Origin of the sequence: Pseudomonas sp. ESBL9 (assembly GCF_036668715.1) — a bacterium.
Classification (GTDB): domain Bacteria; phylum Pseudomonadota; class Gammaproteobacteria; order Pseudomonadales; family Pseudomonadaceae; genus Aquipseudomonas; species Aquipseudomonas lundensis.
On sequence record NZ_JAZEVV010000004.1, the window covers coordinates 244,400 to 268,138 of the forward strand.

A 23,739-nucleotide genomic window follows, 5' to 3' on the forward strand; every position below is an offset into this window, starting at 1 on the left:
TGGATGAAAAAATGGCGCAAACTTCAGAAATCCTGTTGCTTGCGCCATTTCGGACAGGGTGCTGCGATGGTTTACTTCGCGTCAGCGCCGTAAATATCGAAGTCGAAATATTTGTCCTGGATCTGCTTGTACTTGCCGTTGGTACGGATACCGTCGATGGCCGCGTTGATCTTGTCTTTCAGCGCATCGTTCTTGCGTACCGCGATGCCTACGCCGTCACCAAAGTATTTGACGTCGGTGAATTGCGGGCCTACGAACGCGTAACCTTTACCTGCGTCGGTTTTCAGGAAACCGTCTTGCAGCAGGGTGGCGTCGGCAACGGTGCCATCAAGGCGACCGGCCTGGATATCAAGGTAGATTTCGTTCTGCGAACCGTAAGGAACAACAGTGGCTCCTTTAGGCGCCAGCACTTCCTTGGCAAAACGGTCGTGGATCGAACCACGTTGCACACCGATTTTCTTGCCTTTGAGTTCATCCAGGCTGTCGCTGACGGCAGTGCCGTCCTTCATCACCAGGCGTGCTGGAGTGAGGTAGTAACGATGGGTGAAATCAACGGATTTTTTACGGTCGTCGGTGATGGACATCGAGGACAGGATGGCGTCGATCTTGCGCACTTTCAGCGCCGGGATCAGGCCATCGAACTCTTGCTCAACCCAAACGCACTTGACCTTCATCTCTTCGCACAGGGCGTTACCGATGTCGTAGTCAAAGCCGACAATGCTGCCATCCGGAGCCTTGGAGGCAAACGGAGGGTACGCAGCTTCGATACCAATTTTCAGAGGTTTTTCATCAGCAAAAGCCTGCAGGGACAGCACAGACAGTGCCAGGGCGCCAAGAAGCACGAGTTTCTTCATCTTAGGACTCCATCGGTAAAGGGCAAAAAATGCAGAGTGAGCGTGAGCCCAATATGCGGAGGTTAAACCGGGAATGCGGCGCCACGTCCTACTGGCGTTGTGCTGAGGTCAACACAACAACGACGACGAGCGAGTGATCGGCATTCTAACGACAGGCTTCAAGCCGTTATTTCTTCAATGCGACAACTAATTACAAATGCACCGAGAAAGGCGACTCCAGGCATTGACAGCTCTTCAAAATCATGCAAGAGCAAAAGGTGCAGAACCTATATGAGTTGCAAATAGCGGGCCTATTATTCGCAAAGCCTTCTATTCCGGCAAGTGCAGCGTTTCATCTAATTTATTTGGCCCGCACTGGCGGCGCCAAAACGGTGCTCTTCGTTTCGCAAAGCCCCGTTTTCGGGCACCCGGTTACACACGCGGTAACACCTCTTCGCTTTGCGCAGGAGCAAACCTACTGCGCGCCAGCCTGCTCCTACACACCCACCCTTTGGATCAACCACAAAAAAGCCCCGTCTGACAGTGCCAGGCGGGGCTTGTTTAATGCCAGCCGGTGTTACGCGACCTTCATGCCTTTATGGGTTTCAATCAAATGCTGCACCACGCCCGGATCGGCCAGCGTCGAGATATCCCCCAGCCCGTCGTACTCACCCGTGGCGATCTTGCGCAAAATGCGGCGCATGATTTTGCCCGAACGGGTCTTGGGCAGGCCCGGCGCCCACTGAATGACATCCGGCGACGCAATGGGACCGATCTCTTTACGGACCCAGTTTTTCAACTCCTGACGCAGTGCGTCTGTGGGCTCTTCCCCGCCATTCAACGTGACGTAGACGTAAATGCCCTGCCCTTTGATGTCGTGCGGCACGCCAACGACGGCGGCCTCGGCAACTTTAGGGTGCGCAACCATCGCACTTTCTATTTCAGCCGTGCCCATGCGGTGCCCGGAAACGTTAAGCACGTCATCCACACGCCCGGTGATCCAGTAATAGCCATCTTCGTCACGGCGGGCGCCGTCACCGGTGAAGTACATGCCGCGGAAGGTCTTGAAGTAGGTGTCCACAAAGCGGTCGTGATCGCCGTACAGCGTGCGCGACTGACCCGGCCACGAGTCGAGGATCACCAGATTGCCCTCGGTGGCGCCTTCGAGGATGTTGCCCAGGTTATCCACCAGCGCAGGCACCACTCCGAAGAACGGCCGTGCCGCCGAACCGGGCTTGAGGGCATGCGCGCCCGGCAGCGGGCTCATCAGGCACGCACCGGTTTCGGTCTGCCACCAGGTATCGACAATCGGGCAGCGCTCTTTGCCGACGGTCGTGTAGTACCAGCTCCAGGCTTCGGGGTTGATCGGCTCGCCCACCGACCCCAGCAAACGCAAACTGGACCCGTCTGCATCTTTAACGGCTGCCTGCCCCTCGGCCATCATGGCGCGAATGGCGGTAGGCGCGGTGTAGAGGATGTTGACCTTATGCTTGTCGATGATCTTCGACACACGGGTGATGTCCGGGTAGTTCGGCACCCCTTCAAACAGCACCGTGGTGGCACCGTTGGCCAGCGGCCCGTAGACAATGTAGGTATGACCGGTGACCCAGCCCACGTCGGCCGTGCACCAATACACCTCGCCCGGGCGGTAATCGAACACGCGCTCATGGGTCAGGGCCGCATACAGCAGGTAGCCACCAGTGGTGTGCTGTACGCCCTTGGGCTTGCCGGTGGAGCCGGAGGTATAAAGGATGAACAACGCTTCTTCAGCGCCCATCTCTTTTGGCGCGCAGTGCGTTGAGGCGACGGCCATCAGGTCGTGGTACCAGATGTCACGGTGTTTGTACCAGGCAATGTCACCGCCGGTGCGCTTGAACACGATGATCTTTTGCACGCTGGAGGTGTCTGGGTTGGTCAGCGCTTCGTCGACATTGGCCTTGAGCGCCGTGCGCTTGCCGCCCCGAATACCTTCGTCGGCGGTAATGACCACCTTGGATTTGCAGTCGATGATGCGACCGGCCAGCGCCTCAGGCGAGAAGCCGCCAAACACCACCGAGTGAATCGCACCGATACGGGTACAGGCCAGCATGGCCACCACCGCCTCGGGCACCATCGGCATGTAGATCGTCACCACGTCGCCACGGTGTACGTCCTGACCGCGTAAGGCGTTCGCCAACTTGCACACTTCTTCGTGCAGTTCACGGTAGGTAATGTTGCGCTGCTCGGAAGGGTCATCGCCCTCCCAGATAATCGCCACCTGATCGCCGCGCTCGGCCAGATGACGGTCCAGGCAGTTATAGGACACGTTGAGGGTGCCGTCGGCAAACCATTTGATGTCGACATGGTGATCGTCGAAAGAGGTCTGCTTGACCGTGGTGAAAGGCTTGATCCAGTCGAGACGCTTGGCCTGCTCGCGCCAGAAACCATCCGGGTTGACGACAGATTGCTGGTACATCGCCTTGTAGGTCGCCTCATCGGTCAGCGTGTTGGCTGCGACCTCGGGGCGTACGGGATACAGGGAAGCTGCACTCATGTTCCACACCTCAATTTTTTTGTAGTTGTTGTTTTATGACCCTGTTGTAGCCGGGCCACCGCGTGAGTTCCATTCGACGTTGGTAGTAAGAAACCTGCTTGAAAAACGTCATATTTATCAAGAAGGCTCAAGCTCGCCACTTACAGCACACCTCCCCGTCAAAAGCCGCGCCGCCAGACTGCCTTGCCCTGCTGTTTTCGGCGATTGTTGCAGAATCTGTCAACAGTCTTTATCAAAACGCCCTCTATATGCAGGCCAGGCGCAGGCATAAAATTCCTCTCGCCAACCAAGGCACCGCGATTAACGCAAGTTACAGCCCCCACGAAGGCACGTTCAGTCGCACTTAACTCATCAAGTTTCACACGTGGCCTCATAAGGGCTACGTGCCCCCACTCGACCAAAAACAGGTAACCCTGAAATGAAAGCGTTGTTAGTTCTGGCCCTCAGCAGTGTGTGTTTAACCGCCATGGCGGATGAATCAAACACCCCGGTTTCCAGCCAGCAACCTGCCGTAGAACACTACTCCTACTCTTCCGAACTGGACATTGCCAAAGTTATTTCCATGACTGAAGTGCCTAATGTGTGCGAAGTAGTGCCCGCACAAATGGTGTACGAAGACTCCCACGGTATGCAGCACACCCTGGAATACCGCGTCATGGGTAATGGCTGCTCGAACGGCTAACTTACTGTTTTAAGTTAAAGCCCTACTTATTTATTCAGGGCGCAACTTTAACGGCACACAAGGTTATATACGTGTTGCGTTAATGCCCGCCAGTCACCACTCAGGACACTCGTACATGAAACGCTCGCTGATATTGGCTTTTAGTCTATCGGTACTGGCAAGTGCTGCCTTTGCAGCAGACGGTTACACCCGCACTCATTCAGCCACTTATGCTGAAGACGGTTATGACAACACCCGTTCGGCCTCTTTTGCCGAAGATGGTTACGACAACACCCGCTCGGCCTCCTTTGCCGAAGACGGTTACGACAACACCCGCTCGGCCTCCTTTGCCGAAGATGGTTACGACAACACCCGCTCGGCCTCTTTTGCCGAAGATGGCTATGACCGCACCCAGGGTCATCGCTTGAGCTGACACCGCGAGTGACTTAACGCCCGGTTTCGACCGGGCTTAGTCCCCCCGAACGGCAAACACCCCCCTCCCGGCCTCACCTCGCCCTGCACACACCCCGGCAAGACCCACGCAAAAATAATCTGCCTGCGGCAAACCCTCGCCCAGCCGCTGCCTCGCCCAAGTCCACCCTAAAATCAGGGCATTTCGTCGCATCCGCGGAAAAAAACTGGCTGAAATACCCTGTACAAAACCCGTATACTCCCGCCGTCAAAAGGGCTTGATATATCCCCTTCCCGGGTTATAAACCCACGCTGCTCCGGCCCAAGGCCAGGCTGCGATGCACAAACCACTGCATCCCCTCAGCGACAGCGGGCCAACCCTACGAATACATTCATGTTTTTGCGTGCGCTTACCGCTGCTGCAAGCAACATTCCTTAGATCCAAGCGGCCAATGGCCGTGTGACAACTCAACCATTAAGCGTTATCACACGGGCGTCAGGCCCTCACGCAGGAGACGACACGTCATGCTGAGCTGGGACGAATTCGATAAAGAAGATGAAGGCGAAGTCGCCGTCAAAGGCGCCAATGCCGGTCACGCAACCGAAGCCAACATGGACCGCCTGGACACCGCCGGCGGCGTTGCGGCACTTGAGGCTCGCGCTGTCACGGCCAGTGACTCCGAGGCCATCAAGCGTGCCAAGGCCGCACTGGACAACCTTGATATCGCTGAAGGCCTGGCCGAGCTCGAAGGCGCCAGCGCTCGTGTAGCCGTTGATGAAAAGATGATGATCAACTGCCGCGCCGACCTTAACCAGCTCGTGCCGTTCAAGTACGACTGGGCCTGGCAGAAGTACCTCGACGGCTGCGCAAACCACTGGATGCCGCAAGAAGTCAACATGACCGCCGACATCGCCCTCTGGAAAAACCCGGAAGGCCTGACCGACGACGAACGCCGCATCGTGATGCGCAACCTGGGCTTCTTCTCCACCGCCGACTCGCTGGTTGCCAACAACCTGGTCCTGGCCGTGTACCGTTTGATCACCAACCCGGAATGCCGCCAGTACATCCTGCGCCAGGCGTTCGAAGAGGCGATCCACACCCACGCCTATCAGTACTGCATCGAATCGCTGGCCATGGATGAAGGCGAGATCTTCAACATGTACCACGAGATTCCTTCGGTCGCCAAAAAGGCCACGTGGGGCTTGAAGTACACCCGTTCGATCTCCGATCCGAAGTTCGAAACCGGCACCGTTGAAACCGACAAGGAACTGCTGCGCAACCTGATCGCTTACTACTGCGTTCTGGAAGGCATCTTCTTCTACTGCGGCTTCACCCAGATCCTGTCGATGGGCCGCCGCAACAAGATGACCGGGGTTGCCGAGCAGTTCCAGTACATCCTGCGCGACGAGTCCATGCACCTGAACTTCGGCATCGACGTGATCAACCAGATCAAAATCGAAAACCCGCACCTGTGGGATGCCGAGATGAAGGAAGAAGCCTCGCAGATGATCCTGCAAGGCACGCAGCTGGAAATCGAATACGCCCGTGACACCATGCCGCGCGGTGTGTTGGGCATGAACGCAGCGATGATGGAGGACTACCTCAAGTTCATCGCCAACCGCCGCCTGTCGCAAATCGGCTTGAAAGAAGAGTATCCGGGCACGACCAACCCGTTCCCGTGGATGAGCGAAATCATGGACTTGAAGAAAGAGAAAAACTTCTTCGAGACCCGCGTGATCGAGTACCAAACGGGCGGCGCACTGAGCTGGGACTGATACCCGGCGCGGTTAAACGCTGACCTTGAAAGGCTGCCCCCACGGGCAGCCTTTTTTGTGGCCGGGCAAACGCCGCCAATTCAATCGAAATATTCGACAGATCATGGCTTGGGCACATCGGCTCACATCAAGGGGTGGGGTCGGGATCTCGTGGCGGGAAAAGATCAAAAAAATGGATTTGATCCACGCTTGAAACAACTGTATAAAAACACAGTACTTTTTCAAGCATAGACCCAGCCCCGGAGAATCCCCATGTCGAACTCAGCGATGCGCAATACGCTTGAGCAAATCGTACTCAACCAATTCACCCCGTTGCACTGCGCTCAGGCACGCGAAATGCTGGGCTGGAGCTTTGAACGACTGAGCGAAGCGTCCCGTGTTTCGGTAGCGGCCATTAAACGCTTTGAGTCCGGCGAACCCATTCGCGACGTCACCCTGCTGGCCCTGGCTCACCGCCTTGAGGCTGAAGGACTGGTGTTCTTTCCAGGTTTCGCTCCCGGCAGAGGCGAGAACATTCGCGGCACGACACCGAACCCGATCGGTCGCGGCGATTACGCCATGATCGAGTAACCCCGGGCGATACAGATTCAACGCCACGCCAGCCATGCTGCCTGGCGTGGGCAGGCACCCGATCAAACCGCGTGTACTGGCCAGGGAAGGCCAGATCAAGCGTGACGTTGTGAGTTGCCAAAAAGACCGGCTGCCACAAAGTCAGTGCCGCTGCGGCCGATTTGTTTCCAGAACCCGCGTTGCGCCCCCCCACCCGATAAACACGCGCCCTGCTCACCTAAGGGGTAACGCAACGTCGTACGGCACTGATTTCAGGAACATCCTGCCTGCGCATGTACACGCGCAACGGCTCAGTGATGTTGAGCCGGTCATCGATGTTTTGATCCAGCAGCAACTGAACCAGCTCGCGCTTGAGGGTCATGGTGTCGGCATCCCCGGCTTGCCAGACAAATTCGCTGGTGGGGGTGATGTTGTCGTCGGCGACGTCCATCCCGAAGGAATCTTCACTAAAACGGACAATGTGCTGGCCTGTCTTACGATTGAAACCAACGAAGCCGTTAAGTTGATCGGCGGCCTGGCAGATCAGTTCAGACGTGATGCGCATGGTAAACCTCACTAATGAGCGCTAAAGGCTCTAGGACGATGGTTTACACGCAAGGATGAAGGTGTGTTCCCTCTGCCGGGGACGCTGTTGCGCGCCAGAATACTGCAGATCACACCTTAAAAGCGCAGCAAATTGCCCCTCACGCACATTTATGTCGGGTTCTCGATAGCCCCCGAGGCTGTCAGTTGTTAAAAAGACGCCCTTAATTTTACCGATCGAAAGGAACTCACCCCATGCCGGATATTTTTGGCAAAAGCGCCCTGCTCCTCAGCCTGTTGCTGGGCATGAGCGGCGCACACGCCGCCCGCCCGTCTGACACGGTTCAAGCGGAACTGGCCAAGGCTCAGGGCATCCCGCGGCCGGCCGTTATCGCCCATCGCGGCGCATCATTCGACGCCCCTGAATCCACGGCAGCGGCGTACACCGTTGCCCGCGACCTGGGGGCTGATTACCTGGAAATGGATCTGCAGCGCAGTAAAGACGGTGTGTTGTTTGCCTTGCATGACAACAGCCTGTTGCGCACCACCGACGTCGCGACAAAATTCCCGGAGCGCAAAGACAGCCCGGCCAACGCCTTCACCATGGCCGAGCTGAAAACCCTGGATGCGGGCAGCTGGTTCAACGCGGCCTACCCTGAGCGCGCTCGGCCGTCTTATAAGGGTCTGCAAATCCTGACTCTGGATGAAATCATCGACATCGCCGAGGCCAGCCCTCAGCACACACCCGGTTTGTACATCGAGACCAAGGAGCCCAAGCAGTTCCCGGGCCTTGAACATGACCTTAAAAACGCGCTGAGCAAGCGCGGCTGGCTGCAACCTGTCACCACGGTCAGCGGCGAACCAGGCGTGGGTCAGGGCAAAGGCCGCGTCATCCTGCAAACCTTTGAGAAAAGCAGCCTTGAACTGCTGCAAAAAGAAATGCCCGACACCCCTAAAATCTTGCTGTTATGGGTGGGTGAAGGGGGTATGGCACCCAACTCCGACGTGAGTTTTGCCGACTCTGGCGAGAAAGATAAAGCCGCCTATTACGCCAAACAGCAACCCAAGGACAAAGCCGAGTTCCTACGCTGGCTGGACTTTGCCAAAGCCCACGGGGCCATCGGTACCGGGCCTTCGGCTGCGCTGGCGGCCGGTGGCGATCAGAGCTACTTCGACCTGGTCCAGCCCTGGATGAACACAGCGACCCACGACAAGGGCATGCTGGTACACGTGTACACCATTGATGAGCCGGCGGACTTCAAGCATGTCATGCACTCTGGCGTAGACGGCATCTTTACCAACCGCGCCTCCGAGCTGCTGAAGTTCTATCAACGCCCGGCGCCGTTAACGGTTAACCAATTGCTCGAAAAGAACGGTTACTGATCGATTTGAGGCTTTCTTCAGTTTCAGGGCAGAAATTAAGGGTGAGTTAAGTTGCGATGTTTAATCTGGCCCCACTTAAACAGCTCACCCAAGAGGAATTAAACATGAAAGCACTTAGCGTATTGTTTGCCACTGCTGCCCTGACACTGACTGCCGGTCTGGCTCAAGCCGATGTTCGTCCGGACCACATTCCCGAGTTGCTCAAGAAGGGTGAAATCACCTCTTTTGAGACGCTGAATGCGAAGGCGCTGGCCCAGCATAAGGGTGCCACTATTCTGGACACTGAACTTGATGACTCATACGGCAAGTTGGTGTATGAAGTTGAAGTGCGTGACGCCCAGGGCCTCAAGTGGGATGTTGAACTGGACGCCAAAACAGGTGAAGTATTGAAGAATAAACAAGACACCTGAGTTAAGCGTTTAATAAAAAACCGCGCCCTCTTCTAGAGCGGCGCGTTTTTTTATGTCGGAGCCCCCTCTTTTTATAAAATATCGCCTCAGTTGTAGCGCATAAGCGAGTTCTCGCTAAAATTGCCCCTACCCCGTTCAACCGAGACCCCGATCCATGGTGCAAGGCGTAGAAACTGACATCGCAACGATCAATCGCATCAGTGCAGTGCCGGCCATGTTGCAAGTCATCAGTGAAATGACCGGCATGCGATTCGCGGCCATCGCCCGCGTGACCGCCACCAGCTGGACGGCGTGTGCCGTGCTCGACAAACTCGGGTTCGGGTTAAAACCCGGCGGCGAACTGGATTTGGCCACCACCTTGTGCTTTGAAAGCATGGGGTCGCATCAGCCGATCATTATCGATAACGTCAGTACAGACCCGCACTACCAGAACCATCACACCCCCAAGCTGTACCGTTTCGAAAGCTACATCACGGTGCCGGTATTCCGTACCGACGGCAGATTTTTCGGCACCATCTGCGCGCTGGACCCTGAACCCGCGCAACTTAAAAGCAGCACCATCCAGACCACGCTGGAGTCGTTCGCCCGACTGATCTCGTTGCAAATGGACGCCGAAGAACACCAGCAACGCACCGAAACCGCTCTGCTTCGGGAACGTGAAACCGCCGAATTGCGCGAGCAGTTTATTGCCGTGCTGGGCCATGACTTGCGCAACCCGCTGTTCGCCATTACCACCGCCGCCGAACGACTGCTACGCAAACACCCTAACCCTGCATCCGATCATCTGGTGCAGCACATTCTGACCAGCGGCCGACGTGCCGCACGGCTGGTTGAAGATGTACTGGACTTTGCCCGAGGGCGCCTGGGGGCCGGTATTCCATTGACACTGCATGACTCTGCCGACCTCAATGACGTGTTTACCCATGTCATCTCGGAAGTCCAGAGTGTTCACCCGCAGCGCCAGATTGAGGCTGACATCGGCCCCATTGATGGGCTGCATTGTGACAGCGGTCGATTGGCGCAATTGCTGTCCAACTTGCTGGCCAATGCCATCAACCATGGCGCAACCCACGGGGTGGTCGAAGTGCAGGCTCAAGTGAACGATGACCTCTTCACTCTGAAAGTAACCAACCAGGGCAACCCGATTCCGCCCCACGTCCAGGCACAACTGTTTCAGCCCTACTCGCGCCCCGCCAATGACACGCCACAAGCCGGGCTGGGGTTGGGACTGTACATCGCCAGCCAGATCGCTCAATCGCACGGCGGCCATATCGAGGTGTCCTCCTGTGAAGAACACGGCACCGTCTTTGCTTTCCACCTGCCGTTGGGCGCCCGGCGCTAAGGGTGTGTTCCTGTGCAGGTGAGGTCAGTACATTAAACACAGCATCTTTTCGAAACGACCAATGGCAGCCTGAGGCGTCTACGCTGGGCTATGGTGGTCTCTTTGCCCTGTTCGAAAGGCGTCGATCATGCACGGCAATACACGCTTGGAATCGTCCATTTCCACCCTCGCGGGCAAACTTGCTGCTTTGGCCTACAGCCTTCTGAGTTACGCGTTGTTTCTGCTGGTTTTTATCTACTTCATCGGCTTTCTCAGCTCGATTGGCGTGCCCAAAGGCATCGATACCGCCGTCAGCCGGGTGTCCTGGCCATGGGCGATCGTGATCGATGTGCTGCTGATTACCCTGTTCGCCATTCAACACAGCGGTATGGCGCGCAAAGCCTTCAAACACTGGTGGCTCAGGTTTGTGCCGGCACCGATTGAACGCGCAACCTATGTGCTGTTCAGCAGTGCGGTGCTGGCGCTGATGATCTGGCTGTGGCAACCGGTCAGCATCACCGTGTGGCGCATTGAGTCCCCTTTGGCCGTCGCCCTGCTGACAAGCCTGTATTGGCTGGGCTGGGCCTTGGTACTGGTGGCTACGTTTCTGATCAGCCACCTTGAACTGTTCGGCATCAAGCAGGCACTGGACACTGTTCTGCGGTTAAAAGCACCCGATACCTCTTTCAAAACCCCGCTGCTGTACAAATGGGTGCGACACCCGATGTATGCCGGTTTTCTGATGGCCTTCTGGGCGACGCCGCACATGACCGTCGGGCGACTGGTGTTCGCCGTGACCTGCACGCTGTATATCGTGATTGGCAGCCGACTTGAGGAAAAAGATCTGCTGGAGCTGTTTGGCGATCCCTACCGGCGTTACCAACAACGCATCGGCAGGCTCATCCCGTTTGTCGGTCGCAGAAAACTCCCGGTCTTGAGCCCGCAAAAAGGATGTATTTGCAGCGAGGATGAGTAGACACTGGCGCACAGCTTGAACGCTCACCTGTGAGCTCTTCCATTGCGCCAAGACAGACCTCGCCATGCTAACCCGCCTTTGCACTTACGATGACCTGACGGCTGAACAACGCCAGCAACTGCGTGCCATCAACGTCCATCCGGAGCAGCTCCCCTACTGCGGCGACATTGAATGCGCCCTGTACTCCCTGCCCGCGACCCCACATGCCGGGATCAAAGGGTTCGTGCTGCTGGCCGATGACCTGCCCGTGGCATTTTTATTACTCAAGCGCGCACCGCTGCTGGCGCATTGGGCCGAACCGGGCAGCGCCACCGTGCATGCGTTTCAGGTCGACAAACGCCTCCAGGGCCAAGGGATCGGCAAAACCTGCCTCAACCTGTTAGCACAGCAACTGCACGGTTACTGGCCAGAGATCAACCAACTGATGCTCTCCGTCAGCCCGTTCAACGCGCCAGCCCTGCATTTTTACAAGGGCCAGGGCTGGATTGAAGGGGGTGAGGCGTACCAGGGCGAGCGGTGCTTAAGCTTGGCGCTGGACACTGACTTGGCGGGACAGCGAGCGGGTTAATTGCATCGGTGCCAAATACCCGTACACAACAAAATCCACCTGTTTCATCGAAAAATAGCCACTGACTGTATCTAGACAAAAGGTCAGCATCGACCTTATTGTTTGGCCCGGACCACCGCAGTGGTCCACGTCGCTCGGACGGTTCCGGGCGCTTACGTATCAGAGGCCAACATGGCAGACCAAGGTTCGCCGCGCCGCTTTGCGCGCATCGATCGACTCCCCCCGTATGTGTTCAACATCACCGCCGAGCTGAAAATGGCTGCGCGGCGCCGTGGCGAAGACATTATCGACTTCAGCATGGGCAACCCTGACGGCCCGACACCGCCGCACATCGTTGAAAAACTCTGCACGGTCGCACAACGCGAAGATACCCATGGCTACTCCACTTCGCGCGGCATCCCACGCCTGCGCCGGGCTATTTCCCGCTGGTATGCCGATCGCTACAACGTCGACATCGACCCTGAAGACGAAGCCATTGTCACCATCGGTTCCAAGGAAGGCCTCGCGCATTTGATGCTGGCCACGCTGGATCAGGGCGACACGGTGCTCGTGCCCAACCCCAGCTATCCGATCCACATCTACGGGGCTGTCATCGCGGGCGCGCAAGTGCGGTCAGTGCCACTGATTCCCGGCGTAGACTTTTTCGCCGAGCTGGAAAAAGCCATCCGCGGATCGATTCCCAAGCCAAAAATGATGATTCTGGGCTTCCCGTCCAATCCCACCGCGCAGTGCGTTGAGCTGGATTTCTTCGAGCGCGTGGTGGCGCTGGCCAAACAATATGACGTGCTGGTGGTGCACGATCTGGCCTACGCCGACATCGTGTACGACGGCTGGAAGGCCCCTTCGATCATGCAAGTGCCGGGGGCAAAAGACATCGCCGTGGAATTTTTCACCCTGTCAAAAAGCTACAACATGGCAGGCTGGCGCATTGGTTTCATGGTGGGTAATGCCGAACTGGTCAGCGCGCTGGCGCGCATCAAGAGCTACCACGACTACGGCACCTTCACACCGTTGCAAGTCGCCGCCATTGCCGCCCTGGAAGGCGATCAACAGTGCGTGAAAGACATTGCCGAGCAGTACCGCCAGCGCCGTAACGTGCTGGTCAAAGGGCTGCATGAGCTGGGCTGGATGGTCGAAAACCCGAAAGCGTCCATGTATGTGTGGGCCAAGATCCCTGAGGCCTACGCGTCCATGGGGTCGCTGGAATTCGCCAAGAAGCTGTTGGCGGACGCCAAAGTCTGCGTCTCACCGGGCGTAGGATTTGGTGAATATGGCGATGACCATGTGCGCTTTGCGCTGATCGAAAACCAGGATCGAATTCGTCAGGCGGTGCGCGGCATTCGTGCCATGTTCCGTGCAGATGGCGTGAGCGCCAACTGAAAGACCCCGCCGGCGCGAACGCATTCGCGCCGGCGGGGGCTGGGGGCTTAAACCACCAGCGACAGCAGCAGGATGAAGATCAAACCGACCACCGACAGAATGGTTTCCATCGCGGTCCAGGTTTTGAATGTTTCAGCCACGGTCATGTTGAAGTACTGCTTGACCAGCCAGAACCCCGCATCGTTCACATGGGACAGGATCAACGAACCTGCGCCCGTCGCCAGCACCAGCAGCTCGCGGTTCACGCCCGGAATCAAGTCCACCACCGGCAGCACAATGCCTGCCCCGGTGATGGTTGCAACGGTCGCGGAACCGGTCGCGATCCGAATCACCGCCGCCACCAGCCACGCCAGTAGAATCGGCGAAATTTGCGCATTCACCGCCATGTGACCGATCACGTCGCCCACACCGCTGGCCACCAGCATTTGCTTGAAACCACCGCCAGCACCAATGATCAAAATGATCGCCGCCGTCGGCGCCAGGCTCGCGTCCAGCAATTTGAGGATGCGCTTGGAGTCGATGCCCTGACGCGCGCCAAAGGTGTACAGCGACAGCAGCAAGGCCAGCAACAGCGCCGTGATCGGGTGGCCGATCATGTCCATCCAGCCGCGGAAGAAGTTACCGTCGGGCAACGCCACGTCGGCAAAGGTCTTGAGCAACATCAGGAACACCGGCAGCAACACAGTGGCCAGCGTGATGCCGAAACTCGGCAGGCTGCTGGATTCCGGCTCGCTGGCCAGTTGATCCACCAGCTCCTGGGACGGGTTGCCGGGAATGTATTTGGAGATAAAGCTGCCGTAAATCGGCCCCGCGATGATGGCCGTCGGCAAGGCAACGATCAGGCCATACAGAATGGTCTTACCGATGTCTGCGCCAAAGACCCCAATGGCCAGCAACGGTCCCGGATGCGGTGGCACCAGGCCATGGACGGCAGACAAACCGGCCAGCAGCGGAATGCCGATCTTGATCAACGACACCCCGGTGCGGCGCGCCACGATGAACACCAACGGAATCAGCAGGACAAAACCGATCTCGAAAAACAGCGGAATGCCCACCAGGAACGCAGCGAACATCATCGCCCACTGCACGCGCTCTTTACCGAACGCGCGAATCAGGGTGCGGGCGATCTGATCGGCCCCGCCTGAGTCGGCCATCATTTTGCCGAGCATGGTGCCCAGCGCGAGGATGATGCCGACAAAGCCCAGCACGCCACCGAACCCGTCCTGAAAAGACTTGATGATTTTGTCGGTAGGCATGCCCGAGGTCAGGCCGAGGAACGCCGAGGCAATAATCAACGCGATAAACGGATGCAGCTTGAACCGGGTGATCAACACGATCAACCCGATGATGGTGACGACAGCGTCAAGCAGTAGAAAGGTGTTCTGGGACATGCCTAGCATGGGGCGTCTCCTGGCTTGTTGTTGTTATCGGGCGCGAATGTGCAGCCGGGGATGAGTCGGATAGCGCTGTCTTTTTTAAGCGAAATCATGGGGTTGTCTGCAACGAATGTTCATGCCACCAATCGCGGGCCTGAGACGCCAGCTCATCGATATCATGGGTGGCCGCGTTCAGGGTTAACACCAGAGGTTCATTGACCGGCGATTCAAGGGCAGCGAACTGGCTGTCAATCAGGGTTTTGGGCATGAAATGCTCGGGGCGATGAGCCACCCGATCTGCCGCTACTTCGGGCGTCAACTCAAGGAACACGAAGCCCAAACCGTCGACGGCGCTGCGCAGACGCTCGCGATAACGCAACTTGAGCGCCGAGCAGGTCAATACCGGGCGCTGGCCCCGCTCAACGGCAAGGCGCAACTCGTCTGCCAGGCTGGCCAGCCATCCGGCACGGTCGTCATCGGTCAGGGGGATCCCGGCACTCATCTTGGCAATGTTGGCCGCGGGGTGAAACGCGTCACCCTCAATCGGGGTCGCGCCATTGAGCAGGCACAATGCCTGGCTCACGCTGGATTTGCCGCAGCCGGCAACACCCATGATGACCAGGGCAGTGATAGGTTGACTCATGAAACACCTCAGTCCGTAGACAGCGCTGTCTTTGTCCGTGCGTTCAGTACCTGAAAGCAAAGCACAAAGCCGGGGCTACCGACGTCTATTTCTCATTTTTGTGGGGAGACGCGGTGACGCTCTCGACATACAAAGCTGGGGTAACCGGAGTGCCGACAATCAGGCAATTGCGGGCATCCGTGGACAGCGCTACCTTAGTGGCTTGTTTTTTGTTTGGCAAGCCGCGATGACCTCCGTCAAAAACGATAAAAATACCCGCACAACGGGCCGTCCGACCCTCAATGAAGTGGCCCGACTGGCAGGCGTCAGCCCTATTACAGCCTCGCGCGCATTGCGCGGCATCAGCAGTGTGGCCACCGAACTGGCCGAAAAAGTGCGCCAGGCCGCCGCCGACCTGAACTACGTGGTCAACCCTGCGGCACGCGCCCTGGCCTCGGCCCAGAGCCATTCGGTGGTGGTTTTAGTCCCGTCATTGTCCAACCTGCTGTTTATCGACACCCTCGAAGCCATCCATTCGGTATTACGGCCCAAGGGTTTTGAAGTCTTGATCGGCAACTTCCATTACTCGCGTGACGAAGAAGAAGACCTGCTGCGCAACTACATGGCCTACCAGCCGCGCGGGCTGCTGCTGACCGGGTTTGATCGCTCTGAAAGCTCACGGCGCATGATCGAGTCCAGCAATGTGCCCTGCGTGTACATGATGGAACTGGACGCGGGCGCCGGACTGAACTGCGTCGGGTTCTCCCAGTTGGAAGCGGGCGAGACCGCCGCTCACCATTTGATTTCCAGCGGCCGTCAACACCTGGCTTATATAGGGGCGCAACTCGACCAGCGCACCTTGCTGCGCGGTGAAGGCTATCGGCGTGCGCTGCAAGCCGTCGGCCTATACAACCCGGACCTTGAAGTGCTGACGCCACGCCCTTCATCCGTGGGGCTGGGTGGCGAATTGTTCTTGCAGTTGATGGCCGCACACCCGCAGGTGGATGCCATTTTCTTCGGCAATGACGACCTTGCCCACGGCGCCTTGCTGGAAGCGGCGCGGTTCGGGATCAAAATCCCTGAACAAATCGCCATTCTGGGGTTCAACGACCTGCCCTCCTCCGAGTTTATGGTGCCGCGGCTCAGCAGCATTCGTACGCCTCGCGAAGCCATTGGCCGTCGTGCGGCGGAACAAATGCTGACCCTGATGGCGGGTAATCGAGTCGCCAATCCTGTGCAAGACATGGGGTTTGAATTGATGGTGCGCGAAAGCAGTTAATCCTTAACCGGCCCAAAAGCGGCAAACCGCGGCAAGGTTTCTCCGCCCAGCCTTGCCGTTGACCGCCAGGCCCCGCGCGGGACGGGGGTTAGCGTACCCGGCATGCTAATTGCTCGATAAGTGGCTATCCACGATTTGAACAGGGCTCACGCATGCTAGTGACTGCGCAAAACACCTCGACCCTCCTGAAGACCCAGCGCCCGGACCTGGACCCTGTCACAGGGGCCGCCAGCGCGCTGTACAACGGTCAACTGCAAAACAGCCAGCCGCTGACCAATATTCAGGCCACGCCGACGTCGGCGGCTGGCAATGCTCAGGCCGATAACATCAACGCCGCCTTCGCCAAAACCCGCGTGCTGTTGCAGGCCAGCGTGCCTGAAACCGCTGTCACCCAAGGAACTGCCACCCAAGCCTTCAAGGACTACATGGACACGCCTGTGGCGCAGCGCATTCGCGAACAATTTTTGAAGGATATGGGCCTGACTGAGGACGACGTGAAAGCCATGCCGCCCGAAAAGCAGCAAGCGATCAACGACAAGATCAGCGACTTGATGCAACACACAGAAGCCCTCAAACACGCTGAAAGTGCCCGACACAAGCAAGAAGAGCAGGTTTAGGTCTTGCCTGTCATCGCTGACAGGCAATGCAAAGGACCTGTCAGTGCAACTGCAACGTGGCGTTGAACTGGCTGATAGCGTCTACCACGTGCCTGGAGCCTTGCTGGATTTCCAGAATCGCCACCCCGGCTTCATTGGCCAGTTCAACGCCCAATCCTGTTCGGCTCAGACTCGATTGCATGCTGTTGACGGCATTAAGGGACAAGTCGTGGTTCTTGCGCACCACTTCTACTATTTCCACGGTTGCCGCACTGGTGCGCGCAGCCAGGCTTCTGACCTCATCGGCCACCACGGCAAAACCACGCCCATGCTCCCCGGCACGTGCCGCTTCAATGGCCGCATTGAGTGCCAGCAAGTTGGTCTGATCGGCGATGCTGCGAATGGTTTGCACAATCTTGCCGATGCTGTCCGATTGCTTGCTAACCGCATCGATGCTCTGCGCTGCCTCGTTCAGGTCCTGGGAGATGGCCTCGATGATTTGCACCGTTTGCTGAACCACCTCAGAACCTTTCTGCGCACTTGCATCGTTTTGCACGGAAGTGGCATGGGCTGATTCGGCCGCTGTTTGCAGGTTGGTGACTTGAGCCGTGATATCACTGGCGAATTTCACCACTTTGTATAAACGGCCCTTGGCATCGAAGATCGGGTTATAGGACGCCTCAAGGAACACCTGACGGCCATATTTATCGAGCCGCTCAAATCGTCGCGATTGCACTTCGCCGCGGTTGAGTGACGCCCAAAACGCCTTGTACTGCGCCGACTCTCGCTCGTTCGGTGTGCAAAACATGCCATGGTGCTGACCCACAATCTCTGCCAACGAATAATGCATGGTGCTGAGAAAGTTCTGATTGGCGTTGATCACGCAACCGTCCGGCGAAAACTCGATCAGCGCCATCGAACGACTCAAGGCGTTCACGATGCTTTCGTTCTCATGTTCGGTGTGGATACGTTGCGTGATGTCCGCCGCCACTTTGATCACGCTGCTGACCTGCTTGTCGGCGCCAATGATCGGCATATAGCTGGCCTCAAGCCAGACTTCACGGCCGCTTTTATCGAGTCGCAGGTAGGTGCCACTCATGGCTTCGCCCTCACCCAGCGCGCGCCAAAATCGTGCGTACTCTTCGCTTCGGGTGTAAGGCTCTTCGCAAAATAGGCGGTGATGCTTGCCGCGTAGCTCTTCGACGGGATAACCCATGACCCGGCAAAAATTATCGTTGGCATCGAGAATAGTGCCGTCGGGGGCAAATTCGATGATGGCCATGGAGCGACTGATGGCCATTACCTTGGCCTTCATTTCATCGAGTGAACAACTCAGGCGTTGATTTTCAAGCAAGTCAGCTTTGCGATGTAAATCGAACATGGCTCAATCCCTGGAGATGCTGTCTATTGATACGTCATAAGCTTCAAGACACAACAAACCATCAGCGTGCAAGGCTCATGCCGCTGGAGCCGGACGCACCGCGGGGGATTCAAGCATTCGTTATTCACGCCCCGTAATTAATGAGCATAGCTAGCCAACGAAGGGTTGCAAGCAAAAGGCCATCCATTTGCGGCGCCCCGCCCGTTTTGAAAAACGTTCCCAAACGGACGATGCGGGATGCGCCACAGGCCTTTGTATATACTGGCGCCCGACTTCACCACCGATAGTTCCCACATGACCGCCCTTGTCTACAGCCTGCTCGACGCGCCTTTATGGCCATTGATGAACAAGTTTTACCGCCACCATCAGTCGTCAATGAAAGCGGTCAAAGACGCGCAATTGTGGGTGGCGCGGCAAGAAGAAATCATCGCCGGGCTGTGCCTGCGACCTGTGGCAAACGGCTATTGGTTGACAGGGTTGTTCGTCGCGCCCGAGTGGCGCAAACAAGGTGTCGCGGCGACGCTGATTGATCGCGCGGTGTCGGCCTGCGACGGGCCGGTCTGGTTGTTTTGCGACCCAGGGTTGCAAGGCTTTTATGAAAGGTTGGGGTTCTCGCTGGATACTCGACTGCCCCACGCCTTGCATGAGCGGCTGGTGCGTTACCAACGTAACAAAGCGATGGTGGCGTTGGGGATCGGCCTGTAGTTGCTGCCCCAACAAAAACGAGGCAGCCACCACAGAGGCAGGACGTTTACTCCAGCGTGCCAGGCTCCAGCTCCGGGAATAGCACCTCGATATAACCGAACTTGCTGAAGTCCTTGATCCGCGACGGGTAGAGGCGGCCAATCAGGTGATCGCATTCATGCTGCACCACCCGTGCGTGAAACCCTTGCGCTTCGCGCACAACCGGTTCGCCTTTAGGCGTAAAGCCCTCGTAGCGGATCCGTTGGTAACGCTCCACCGCGCCGCGCAAACCCGGCACCGACAAGCACCCTTCCCACTCCTCTTCGACCTCCGGACTCAACGGCGTGATAAGCGGATTGATCAGAATGGTCTGCGGCACCGCCTCGGCATCCGGGTAACGCTCACTGTGTTCGAACCCGAAAATCACCAGTTGCAGATCCACCCCGATTTGCGGCGCAGCCAGACCGACGCCACCGGCATGTTCCATGGTTTGCAACATGTCATCGATTAATTGCCACAACTCGGGCGAGTCGAACATGTCATCCGGCACAGGTTTGGCGACCTGCAGCAGACGTTCATCGCCCATTTTCAAAATTTCACGAATCATAGTCAGGCTTCATCTGAGGGGGATGTGAGGGAATGGTCGCGGCCAAGGCCGGAAACATGTTGCTTGGGATTGGGATCGTCCGCTTCATCGAACGTTTTCTCACCCGGGTCCTTGCCTTCGGCGGACATGTGCTCGATCACTGCGTTCATTTCTGCCCCCAGTAGCAGCACGGCTGCCGAGATGTAGAAATACAACAACAGCACGATGATTGCCCCGATGCTGCCGTACATGGCGTTGTAATCAGCGAACGTCTTGACGTAAAAGGCAAACCCCAACGACGCGGCGATCCACACCACCACGGCCAATACCGAGCCCGGTGTAATGAAACGAAACTTCTGTTCGACATCGGGCATCACGTAATACATCACCGCCACGGCAACCATCATCAGCAGCACGATCACCGGCCAGCGCAGGATCGTCCACAGCGTCACCACAAATTCTTCAAGCCCGACCTGCCCCGCCAGCCAGCTCATCACTTGCGGGCCCAGCACCATCAACGCGGCGGCAGCCAGCAACATGCCCGCAAGACCGATGGTGTAAAAAATCGACAGCGGCAAACGCTTCCAGATAGGCCGCCCTTCTACCACGTCATACGCCGCGTTCATGGCGCTCATCATCAGGCGCACACCGGCCGAGGCGGTCCACAAGGCAATCACAATACCCACCGAGAGCAAACCGCCCTTGGACTGTTGTAACTGGTCGATCACCGGGTTGACCTGTTCCAGCGCCTGCGGCGGCAATACCAGTTCGGATTGCAGGCGCAGCCAGCTGAAGAAGTCCGGCAGGTGCAAAAAGCCGATCAGCGCGATCAGAAACAGAATGAACGGGAACAACGAAAACAACATTTGATAGGCCAACGCAGAGGCGTACGTCGACATCTCATCGTCAATGAATTCCTTGACCGTACGGATCAACACTTTGCCCAACGGCAGGCCATTCAAGACCGGAAATAACATAGCGTCTCCTTTCGCCGCTCAATGAGAGGGTTTACAAGCCATACAACAACTTCAGGTGGGGGTTTTACCTCAAAAGTAGTCGAGTTGGCGACTTTGGAAACAGGTCCGCGCCCAACGTGTAAAAACGGCCATCACTGGATGGCCGTCATTTATTTCTTCAGGCAAATCAATTGCCCTCAGGATCCAGCGCTGTTCAGGCTTTGTCGACGGTCTTCTTAACCGCATCCTTGGCCTTGCCCACCGCCTGCTGGCCTTCGCCTTTCACTTCCTGGGCTTTGCCTTCTGCGCGCAGTTTGTCGTTGTCAGTGGCTTTGCCAACCGTTTGTTTGACATTGCCTACTGCTTCGTTCGCCATGCCTTTGATCTTATCGCCAGTGCTGCTCATGGGATTTCTCCTAGTGAAATTTCGGATGTCATTAACTCGACATTAGGATTGACCTGACGCTTTACGGAGGAGTTTCATTTATTTTCTGTGGGTCATTTCATCGCCCGGCGCAGGTTGGGCTTTATGTTTGCCCGCGAACCCCCGAGAATGCGCGACGTATTCAGGCTCAGGCGCTGAAGATCCAGAAAGACAGGAAGGTTATGAAACTCGATAAAAAGCAGGCCATTGCCCGCAGAAACCAGGCACTTGGCGGTGCAGTGATCGGCGTTAACAACGGTCACTTCGCCTCACTCAACACCAACAAGAATATTTGGTGGTTCGACATCCCGCTGGCCCGTCTGGCCGTTGGTCAGTACGAATGGGTGCACCTGCTGCTGCACACGCCGAGCACCGATGAACTGCTGCACCTGAAAGTGACCACGGCGTTTCTGCGCGAGAAACGCGAAGGCATGGTGGTACGCGCCACCCACAAGCGCACGCCGACCATGAGCCTGGAACTGAGCGCTGACAAGGATTCGTTCTTGCAGGACGTACGCCCGACCGGCACGGGCGTAAACTTCGCCCAGTTCTTGCAAAAGTAAGCCGTTGCACAAACGACAAAGCCCCGCATGGCGGGGCTTTGTCGTATTCGGGCGGTTACTTTTTCAGGCCAAGCTTTTTCAGTTCTTCGTCACGCAACTCGCGACGCAGGATTTTGCCCACGTTGGTCGTAGGCAATGAATCGCGGAACTCAACGATTTTTGGCGCCTTGTAAGCCGTCAGGTTGGCACGCATGTGCGCCATGACTTGCTCCTTGGTCAGCGTCATGCCCGGCTTGACCACGATGAAGACCTTGATCAACTCGCCGGTTTTCTCGTCCGGAATGCCGATGGCCGCTGATTGCAGCACGCCCGGCAGCGAGGCCATCACGTCTTCCAGCTCGTTGGGGTACACATTGAAGCCCGAGACCAGAATCATGTCTTTCTTGCGATCGACAATGCGCATGTAGCCGTCCGGCTGGATGATGGCAATGTCACCCGACTTCAACCAGCCTTCGCTGTCCATGATTTCGTCGGTGGCGTCAGGGCGCTCCCAGTACCCTTTCATGACCTGCGGGCCCTTGATGCAGAGTTCGCCCACTTCTCCCAGCGGCAACTCTTCACCGGCATCGTTGATGACTTTGCACAAGGTCGACGGGACCGGAATACCGATGGTGCCGACCTGGATGTTCTGAATCGGGTTGACCGACGCCACCGGGCTGGTTTCGGTCATGCCGTAGCCTTCGCAGATCGGGCAGCCGGTCACGGCTTTCCAGCGTTCGGCCACGGACAACTGCAAGGCCATGCCGCCCGACAACGTGACTTTAAGCGCGGAGAAGTCCAGCTTGCGGAATGCTTCGCTGTTGCACAGCGCCACAAACAAGGTGTTCAGGCCCACGAAACCGCTGAACTTCCATTTCGACAGTTCTTTGACCATGGCCGGCAGGTCACGAGGGTTGCTGATCAGCACGTTGTGGTTACCGATCAGCATCATCGCCATGCAGTGAAAGGTGAACGCGTAGATGTGGTAAAGCGGCAATGGCGTAATGAGGATTTCGCAACCTTCATTGAGGTTGGAGCCCATCAGCGCCTTGCACTGCAACATGTTGGCGATCAGGTTGCGATGGGTCAGCATCGCGCCCTTGGCCACGCCGGTGGTGCCACCGGTGTATTGCAGCACGGCCACATCGCTGCTCGGCGGGTTGGCATCCCTGACCGGCTGGCCGTGCCCTTGGCTTAGCACATCGTTGAACTTGATGGCATTGGGCAAGTGATAGGCCGGCACCATTTTTTTCACGTACTTGATGACGCTGTTGATCAGCACGCGCTTGAACGGAGACAGCAGGTCGGCCACTTCGGTGATGAATACGTATTTGACGGACGTTTGGGGCACGACTTTTTCGGCCAGGTGCGCCATGTTCGCCAGACACACCAGCGCCTTGGCGCCCGAGTCATTGAATTGGTGTTCCATTTCCCGCGCGGTGTACAGCGGGTTGGTGTTGACCACGATCAAGCCGGCGCGGATGGCTCCGAACACAGCGATGGGGTATTGCAGCAGATTAGGCAATTGAACAGCGATGCGATCGCCGGGTTGCAAGTCAGTGTGCTGTTGCAGATAGGCCGCAAAGGCACCCGACAATTCGTACAGTTCACCGTAGGTGATGGTTTTGCCAAGGTTGCTGAACGCCGGTTTGTCGGCGAAGCGTTGGCAAGATTGTTTCAGTACCGTCTGGATATTTGGATATTCGTCCGGATTGATTTCAGCAGCAATCCCAGCTGGGTACTTATCCTTCCAAAAGCCTTCAAACATGGAAGCCCACTCCTCAGCGACGCGAATTCTTCACCGCATTTGATGCGGTTATTATTTGTTTGATTTTTATAATTGATAACTCTGGCTTTTTACTTACCGAGAAGTCACAAAGCGCGCCGAGAGTAGCAGCTTTGCCAAAGGCCGCCTAGAGCCAAAAGTGGGCTTCAAAGTAACCAACCTG

The 23,739-nt window shown here is 57.1% G+C and carries 25 protein-coding genes and 1 pseudogene; 15 read left to right on the forward strand and 11 right to left on the reverse strand.

The window, feature by feature from the left end:
* Nucleotides 1–71: 71 nt before the first annotated feature.
* Together V6F78_RS13465 and acs are read right to left on the reverse strand one after the other, a co-directional pair.
* Nucleotides 72–854 carry an ABC transporter substrate-binding protein gene (locus V6F78_RS13465; protein WP_047294973.1) on the reverse strand — a complete coding sequence of 261 codons (783 nt, stop codon included), beginning with the start codon at nucleotides 852–854 and terminating at the stop codon, nucleotides 72–74.
* 556 nt (nucleotides 855–1,410) lie between these two features.
* On the reverse strand, nucleotides 1,411–3,366 hold the full coding sequence (gene acs, locus V6F78_RS13470; protein ID WP_047294975.1) for an acetate--CoA ligase: 1,956 nt from the start codon (nucleotides 3,364–3,366) through the stop codon (nucleotides 1,411–1,413).
* Between the two features lie 98 nt (nucleotides 3,367–3,464).
* Here acs and V6F78_RS13475 point away from each other — a divergent pair, with 98 nt between their 5' ends.
* From V6F78_RS13475 to V6F78_RS13495, 5 genes are all read left to right on the forward strand, one after another.
* A complete protein-coding gene (locus V6F78_RS13475) occupies nucleotides 3,465–3,713 on the forward strand; it encodes a hypothetical protein (protein WP_139048411.1) in 249 nt (82 codons plus the stop codon).
* Between the two features lie 71 nt (nucleotides 3,714–3,784).
* Nucleotides 3,785–4,048 (forward strand): DUF2790 domain-containing protein, encoded by a 264-nt coding sequence (locus tag V6F78_RS13480; protein ID WP_047276988.1) that lies wholly within the window; start codon nucleotides 3,785–3,787, stop codon nucleotides 4,046–4,048.
* A gap of 115 nt (nucleotides 4,049–4,163) precedes the next feature.
* Nucleotides 4,164–4,460: a hypothetical protein gene (locus V6F78_RS13485; protein ID WP_047294977.1), complete on the forward strand. Its 297-nt coding sequence runs from the start codon at nucleotides 4,164–4,166 to the stop codon at nucleotides 4,458–4,460.
* Nucleotides 4,461–4,963: 503 nt separating this feature from the next.
* Nucleotides 4,964–6,214, forward strand: coding sequence for a ribonucleotide-diphosphate reductase subunit beta (locus V6F78_RS13490; RefSeq protein ID WP_047276991.1), 1,251 nt, complete (start codon nucleotides 4,964–4,966; stop codon nucleotides 6,212–6,214).
* Between the two features lie 252 nt (nucleotides 6,215–6,466).
* A complete protein-coding gene (locus V6F78_RS13495; protein ID WP_047276994.1) occupies nucleotides 6,467–6,784 on the forward strand; it encodes a helix-turn-helix domain-containing protein in 318 nt (105 codons plus the stop codon).
* A gap of 217 nt (nucleotides 6,785–7,001) precedes the next feature.
* Here V6F78_RS13495 and V6F78_RS13500 read toward each other — a convergent pair whose 3' ends face one another.
* The gene (locus V6F78_RS13500) at nucleotides 7,002–7,328 is read right to left on the reverse strand and encodes a DUF2025 family protein (RefSeq protein WP_047278132.1); all 327 of its coding nucleotides are present in this window, start codon (nucleotides 7,326–7,328) and stop codon (nucleotides 7,002–7,004) included.
* Nucleotides 7,329–7,561: 233 nt separating this feature from the next.
* Between V6F78_RS13500 and V6F78_RS13505 the strand changes: the two genes are divergently transcribed.
* From V6F78_RS13505 to alaC, 6 genes are all read left to right on the forward strand, one after another.
* Complete coding sequence (locus V6F78_RS13505; protein WP_047294979.1) at nucleotides 7,562–8,689, forward strand: glycerophosphodiester phosphodiesterase; 1,128 nt, start codon at nucleotides 7,562–7,564, stop codon at nucleotides 8,687–8,689.
* Nucleotides 8,690–8,793: 104 nt separating this feature from the next.
* Entirely contained in the window at nucleotides 8,794–9,099 is a 306-nt protein-coding gene (locus V6F78_RS13510) for a PepSY domain-containing protein (RefSeq protein ID WP_095008434.1), read from the forward strand.
* A 154-nt stretch (nucleotides 9,100–9,253) separates the two neighbouring features.
* The gene (locus V6F78_RS13515; RefSeq protein ID WP_070413901.1) at nucleotides 9,254–10,441 is read left to right on the forward strand and encodes a GAF domain-containing sensor histidine kinase; all 1,188 of its coding nucleotides are present in this window, start codon (nucleotides 9,254–9,256) and stop codon (nucleotides 10,439–10,441) included.
* Between the two features lie 127 nt (nucleotides 10,442–10,568).
* Complete coding sequence (gene mddA / locus V6F78_RS13520; protein ID WP_094990395.1) at nucleotides 10,569–11,396, forward strand: methanethiol S-methyltransferase; 828 nt, start codon at nucleotides 10,569–10,571, stop codon at nucleotides 11,394–11,396.
* Between the two features lie 64 nt (nucleotides 11,397–11,460).
* Nucleotides 11,461–11,964 carry a GNAT family N-acetyltransferase gene (locus V6F78_RS13525; RefSeq protein WP_047294987.1) on the forward strand — a complete coding sequence of 168 codons (504 nt, stop codon included), beginning with the start codon at nucleotides 11,461–11,463 and terminating at the stop codon, nucleotides 11,962–11,964.
* A gap of 171 nt (nucleotides 11,965–12,135) precedes the next feature.
* Nucleotides 12,136–13,344, forward strand: a complete 1,209-nt coding sequence (alaC, locus tag V6F78_RS13530) for an alanine transaminase (RefSeq protein WP_047277007.1) — start codon at nucleotides 12,136–12,138, stop codon at nucleotides 13,342–13,344.
* 47 nt (nucleotides 13,345–13,391) lie between these two features.
* On the opposite strand, the gene V6F78_RS13535 is transcribed toward alaC, so the two are convergent.
* Entirely contained in the window at nucleotides 13,392–14,744 is a 1,353-nt protein-coding gene (locus V6F78_RS13535) for a GntP family permease (RefSeq protein ID WP_047277009.1), read from the reverse strand.
* Between the two features lie 85 nt (nucleotides 14,745–14,829).
* Nucleotides 14,830–15,363: a gluconokinase gene (locus V6F78_RS13540; RefSeq protein ID WP_047294989.1), complete on the reverse strand. Its 534-nt coding sequence runs from the start codon at nucleotides 15,361–15,363 to the stop codon at nucleotides 14,830–14,832.
* A 226-nt stretch (nucleotides 15,364–15,589) separates the two neighbouring features.
* Here V6F78_RS13540 and V6F78_RS13545 point away from each other — a divergent pair, with 226 nt between their 5' ends.
* Together V6F78_RS13545 and V6F78_RS13550 are read left to right on the forward strand one after the other, a co-directional pair.
* The gene (locus V6F78_RS13545) at nucleotides 15,590–16,621 is read left to right on the forward strand and encodes a LacI family DNA-binding transcriptional regulator (RefSeq protein WP_047294991.1); all 1,032 of its coding nucleotides are present in this window, start codon (nucleotides 15,590–15,592) and stop codon (nucleotides 16,619–16,621) included.
* A gap of 152 nt (nucleotides 16,622–16,773) precedes the next feature.
* Nucleotides 16,774–17,238: a hypothetical protein gene (locus tag V6F78_RS13550; protein ID WP_047294993.1), complete on the forward strand. Its 465-nt coding sequence runs from the start codon at nucleotides 16,774–16,776 to the stop codon at nucleotides 17,236–17,238.
* Between the two features lie 40 nt (nucleotides 17,239–17,278).
* On the opposite strand, the gene V6F78_RS22445 is transcribed toward V6F78_RS13550, so the two are convergent.
* Together V6F78_RS22445 and V6F78_RS22450 are read right to left on the reverse strand one after the other, a co-directional pair.
* Nucleotides 17,279–17,851: a methyl-accepting chemotaxis protein gene (locus V6F78_RS22445; RefSeq protein ID WP_371057814.1), complete on the reverse strand. Its 573-nt coding sequence runs from the start codon at nucleotides 17,849–17,851 to the stop codon at nucleotides 17,279–17,281.
* Nucleotides 17,828–18,598, reverse strand: a pseudogene (locus V6F78_RS22450) (PAS domain-containing protein); the annotation flags it as partial. The pseudogene V6F78_RS22450 and the gene V6F78_RS22445, both read right to left, overlap by 24 nt.
* Nucleotides 18,599–18,892: 294 nt before the next feature.
* Between V6F78_RS22450 and V6F78_RS13560 the strand changes: the two are divergent.
* A complete protein-coding gene (locus V6F78_RS13560; RefSeq protein ID WP_047294998.1) occupies nucleotides 18,893–19,303 on the forward strand; it encodes a GNAT family N-acetyltransferase in 411 nt (136 codons plus the stop codon).
* A gap of 46 nt (nucleotides 19,304–19,349) precedes the next feature.
* On the opposite strand, the gene def is transcribed toward V6F78_RS13560, so the two are convergent.
* The 3 genes from def to V6F78_RS13575 all read right to left on the reverse strand — a co-directional run bounded on the left by def (nucleotide 19,350) and on the right by V6F78_RS13575 (nucleotide 21,230).
* Nucleotides 19,350–19,889 carry a peptide deformylase gene (def, locus tag V6F78_RS13565; protein WP_047277019.1) on the reverse strand — a complete coding sequence of 180 codons (540 nt, stop codon included), beginning with the start codon at nucleotides 19,887–19,889 and terminating at the stop codon, nucleotides 19,350–19,352.
* A 2-nt stretch (nucleotides 19,890–19,891) separates the two neighbouring features.
* Complete coding sequence (locus V6F78_RS13570) at nucleotides 19,892–20,845, reverse strand: YihY/virulence factor BrkB family protein (protein WP_047277021.1); 954 nt, start codon at nucleotides 20,843–20,845, stop codon at nucleotides 19,892–19,894.
* A 193-nt stretch (nucleotides 20,846–21,038) separates the two neighbouring features.
* Nucleotides 21,039–21,230 carry a CsbD family protein gene (locus tag V6F78_RS13575; protein WP_047277023.1) on the reverse strand — a complete coding sequence of 64 codons (192 nt, stop codon included), beginning with the start codon at nucleotides 21,228–21,230 and terminating at the stop codon, nucleotides 21,039–21,041.
* 200 nt (nucleotides 21,231–21,430) lie between these two features.
* Here V6F78_RS13575 and V6F78_RS13580 point away from each other — a divergent pair, with 200 nt between their 5' ends.
* Nucleotides 21,431–21,811 (forward strand): hypothetical protein, encoded by a 381-nt coding sequence (locus tag V6F78_RS13580; protein ID WP_047277025.1) that lies wholly within the window; start codon nucleotides 21,431–21,433, stop codon nucleotides 21,809–21,811.
* A 55-nt stretch (nucleotides 21,812–21,866) separates the two neighbouring features.
* Here V6F78_RS13580 and fadD1 read toward each other — a convergent pair whose 3' ends face one another.
* On the reverse strand, nucleotides 21,867–23,558 hold the full coding sequence (fadD1, locus tag V6F78_RS13585; RefSeq protein ID WP_094990392.1) for a long-chain-fatty-acid--CoA ligase FadD1: 1,692 nt from the start codon (nucleotides 23,556–23,558) through the stop codon (nucleotides 21,867–21,869).
* Nucleotides 23,559–23,739 lie beyond the last annotated feature (181 nt).

Bases quoted from the DNA above. Each gene is read 5' to 3' on its own strand.
- V6F78_RS13465 (WP_047294973.1), bottom strand. From the start codon at position 854: ATGAAGAAACTCGTGCTTCTTGGCGCCCTGGCACTGTCTGTGCTGTCC.
- acs (WP_047294975.1), bottom strand. From the start codon at position 3,366: ATGAGTGCAGCTTCCCTGTATCCCGTACGCCCCGAGGTCGCAGCCAAC.
- V6F78_RS13480 (WP_047276988.1), top strand. From the start codon at position 3,785: ATGAAAGCGTTGTTAGTTCTGGCCCTCAGCAGTGTGTGTTTAACCGCC.
- V6F78_RS13485 (WP_047294977.1), top strand. From the start codon at position 4,164: ATGAAACGCTCGCTGATATTGGCTTTTAGTCTATCGGTACTGGCAAGT.
- V6F78_RS13490 (WP_047276991.1), top strand. From the start codon at position 4,964: ATGCTGAGCTGGGACGAATTCGATAAAGAAGATGAAGGCGAAGTCGCC.
- V6F78_RS13495 (WP_047276994.1), top strand. From the start codon at position 6,467: ATGTCGAACTCAGCGATGCGCAATACGCTTGAGCAAATCGTACTCAAC.
- V6F78_RS13500 (WP_047278132.1), bottom strand. From the start codon at position 7,328: ATGCGCATCACGTCTGAACTGATCTGCCAGGCCGCCGATCAACTTAAC.
- V6F78_RS13505 (WP_047294979.1), top strand. From the start codon at position 7,562: ATGCCGGATATTTTTGGCAAAAGCGCCCTGCTCCTCAGCCTGTTGCTG.
- V6F78_RS13510 (WP_095008434.1), top strand. From the start codon at position 8,794: ATGAAAGCACTTAGCGTATTGTTTGCCACTGCTGCCCTGACACTGACT.
- V6F78_RS13515 (WP_070413901.1), top strand. From the start codon at position 9,254: ATGGTGCAAGGCGTAGAAACTGACATCGCAACGATCAATCGCATCAGT.
- mddA (WP_094990395.1), top strand. From the start codon at position 10,569: ATGCACGGCAATACACGCTTGGAATCGTCCATTTCCACCCTCGCGGGC.
- V6F78_RS13525 (WP_047294987.1), top strand. From the start codon at position 11,461: ATGCTAACCCGCCTTTGCACTTACGATGACCTGACGGCTGAACAACGC.
- alaC (WP_047277007.1), top strand. From the start codon at position 12,136: ATGGCAGACCAAGGTTCGCCGCGCCGCTTTGCGCGCATCGATCGACTC.
- V6F78_RS13535 (WP_047277009.1), bottom strand. From the start codon at position 14,744: ATGCTAGGCATGTCCCAGAACACCTTTCTACTGCTTGACGCTGTCGTC.
- V6F78_RS13540 (WP_047294989.1), bottom strand. From the start codon at position 15,363: ATGAGTCAACCTATCACTGCCCTGGTCATCATGGGTGTTGCCGGCTGC.
- V6F78_RS13545 (WP_047294991.1), top strand. From the start codon at position 15,590: ATGACCTCCGTCAAAAACGATAAAAATACCCGCACAACGGGCCGTCCG.
- V6F78_RS13550 (WP_047294993.1), top strand. From the start codon at position 16,774: ATGCTAGTGACTGCGCAAAACACCTCGACCCTCCTGAAGACCCAGCGC.
- V6F78_RS13560 (WP_047294998.1), top strand. From the start codon at position 18,893: ATGACCGCCCTTGTCTACAGCCTGCTCGACGCGCCTTTATGGCCATTG.
- def (WP_047277019.1), bottom strand. From the start codon at position 19,889: ATGATTCGTGAAATTTTGAAAATGGGCGATGAACGTCTGCTGCAGGTC.
- V6F78_RS13570 (WP_047277021.1), bottom strand. From the start codon at position 20,845: ATGTTATTTCCGGTCTTGAATGGCCTGCCGTTGGGCAAAGTGTTGATC.
- V6F78_RS13575 (WP_047277023.1), bottom strand. From the start codon at position 21,230: ATGAGCAGCACTGGCGATAAGATCAAAGGCATGGCGAACGAAGCAGTA.
- V6F78_RS13580 (WP_047277025.1), top strand. From the start codon at position 21,431: ATGAAACTCGATAAAAAGCAGGCCATTGCCCGCAGAAACCAGGCACTT.
- fadD1 (WP_094990392.1), bottom strand. From the start codon at position 23,558: ATGTTTGAAGGCTTTTGGAAGGATAAGTACCCAGCTGGGATTGCTGCT.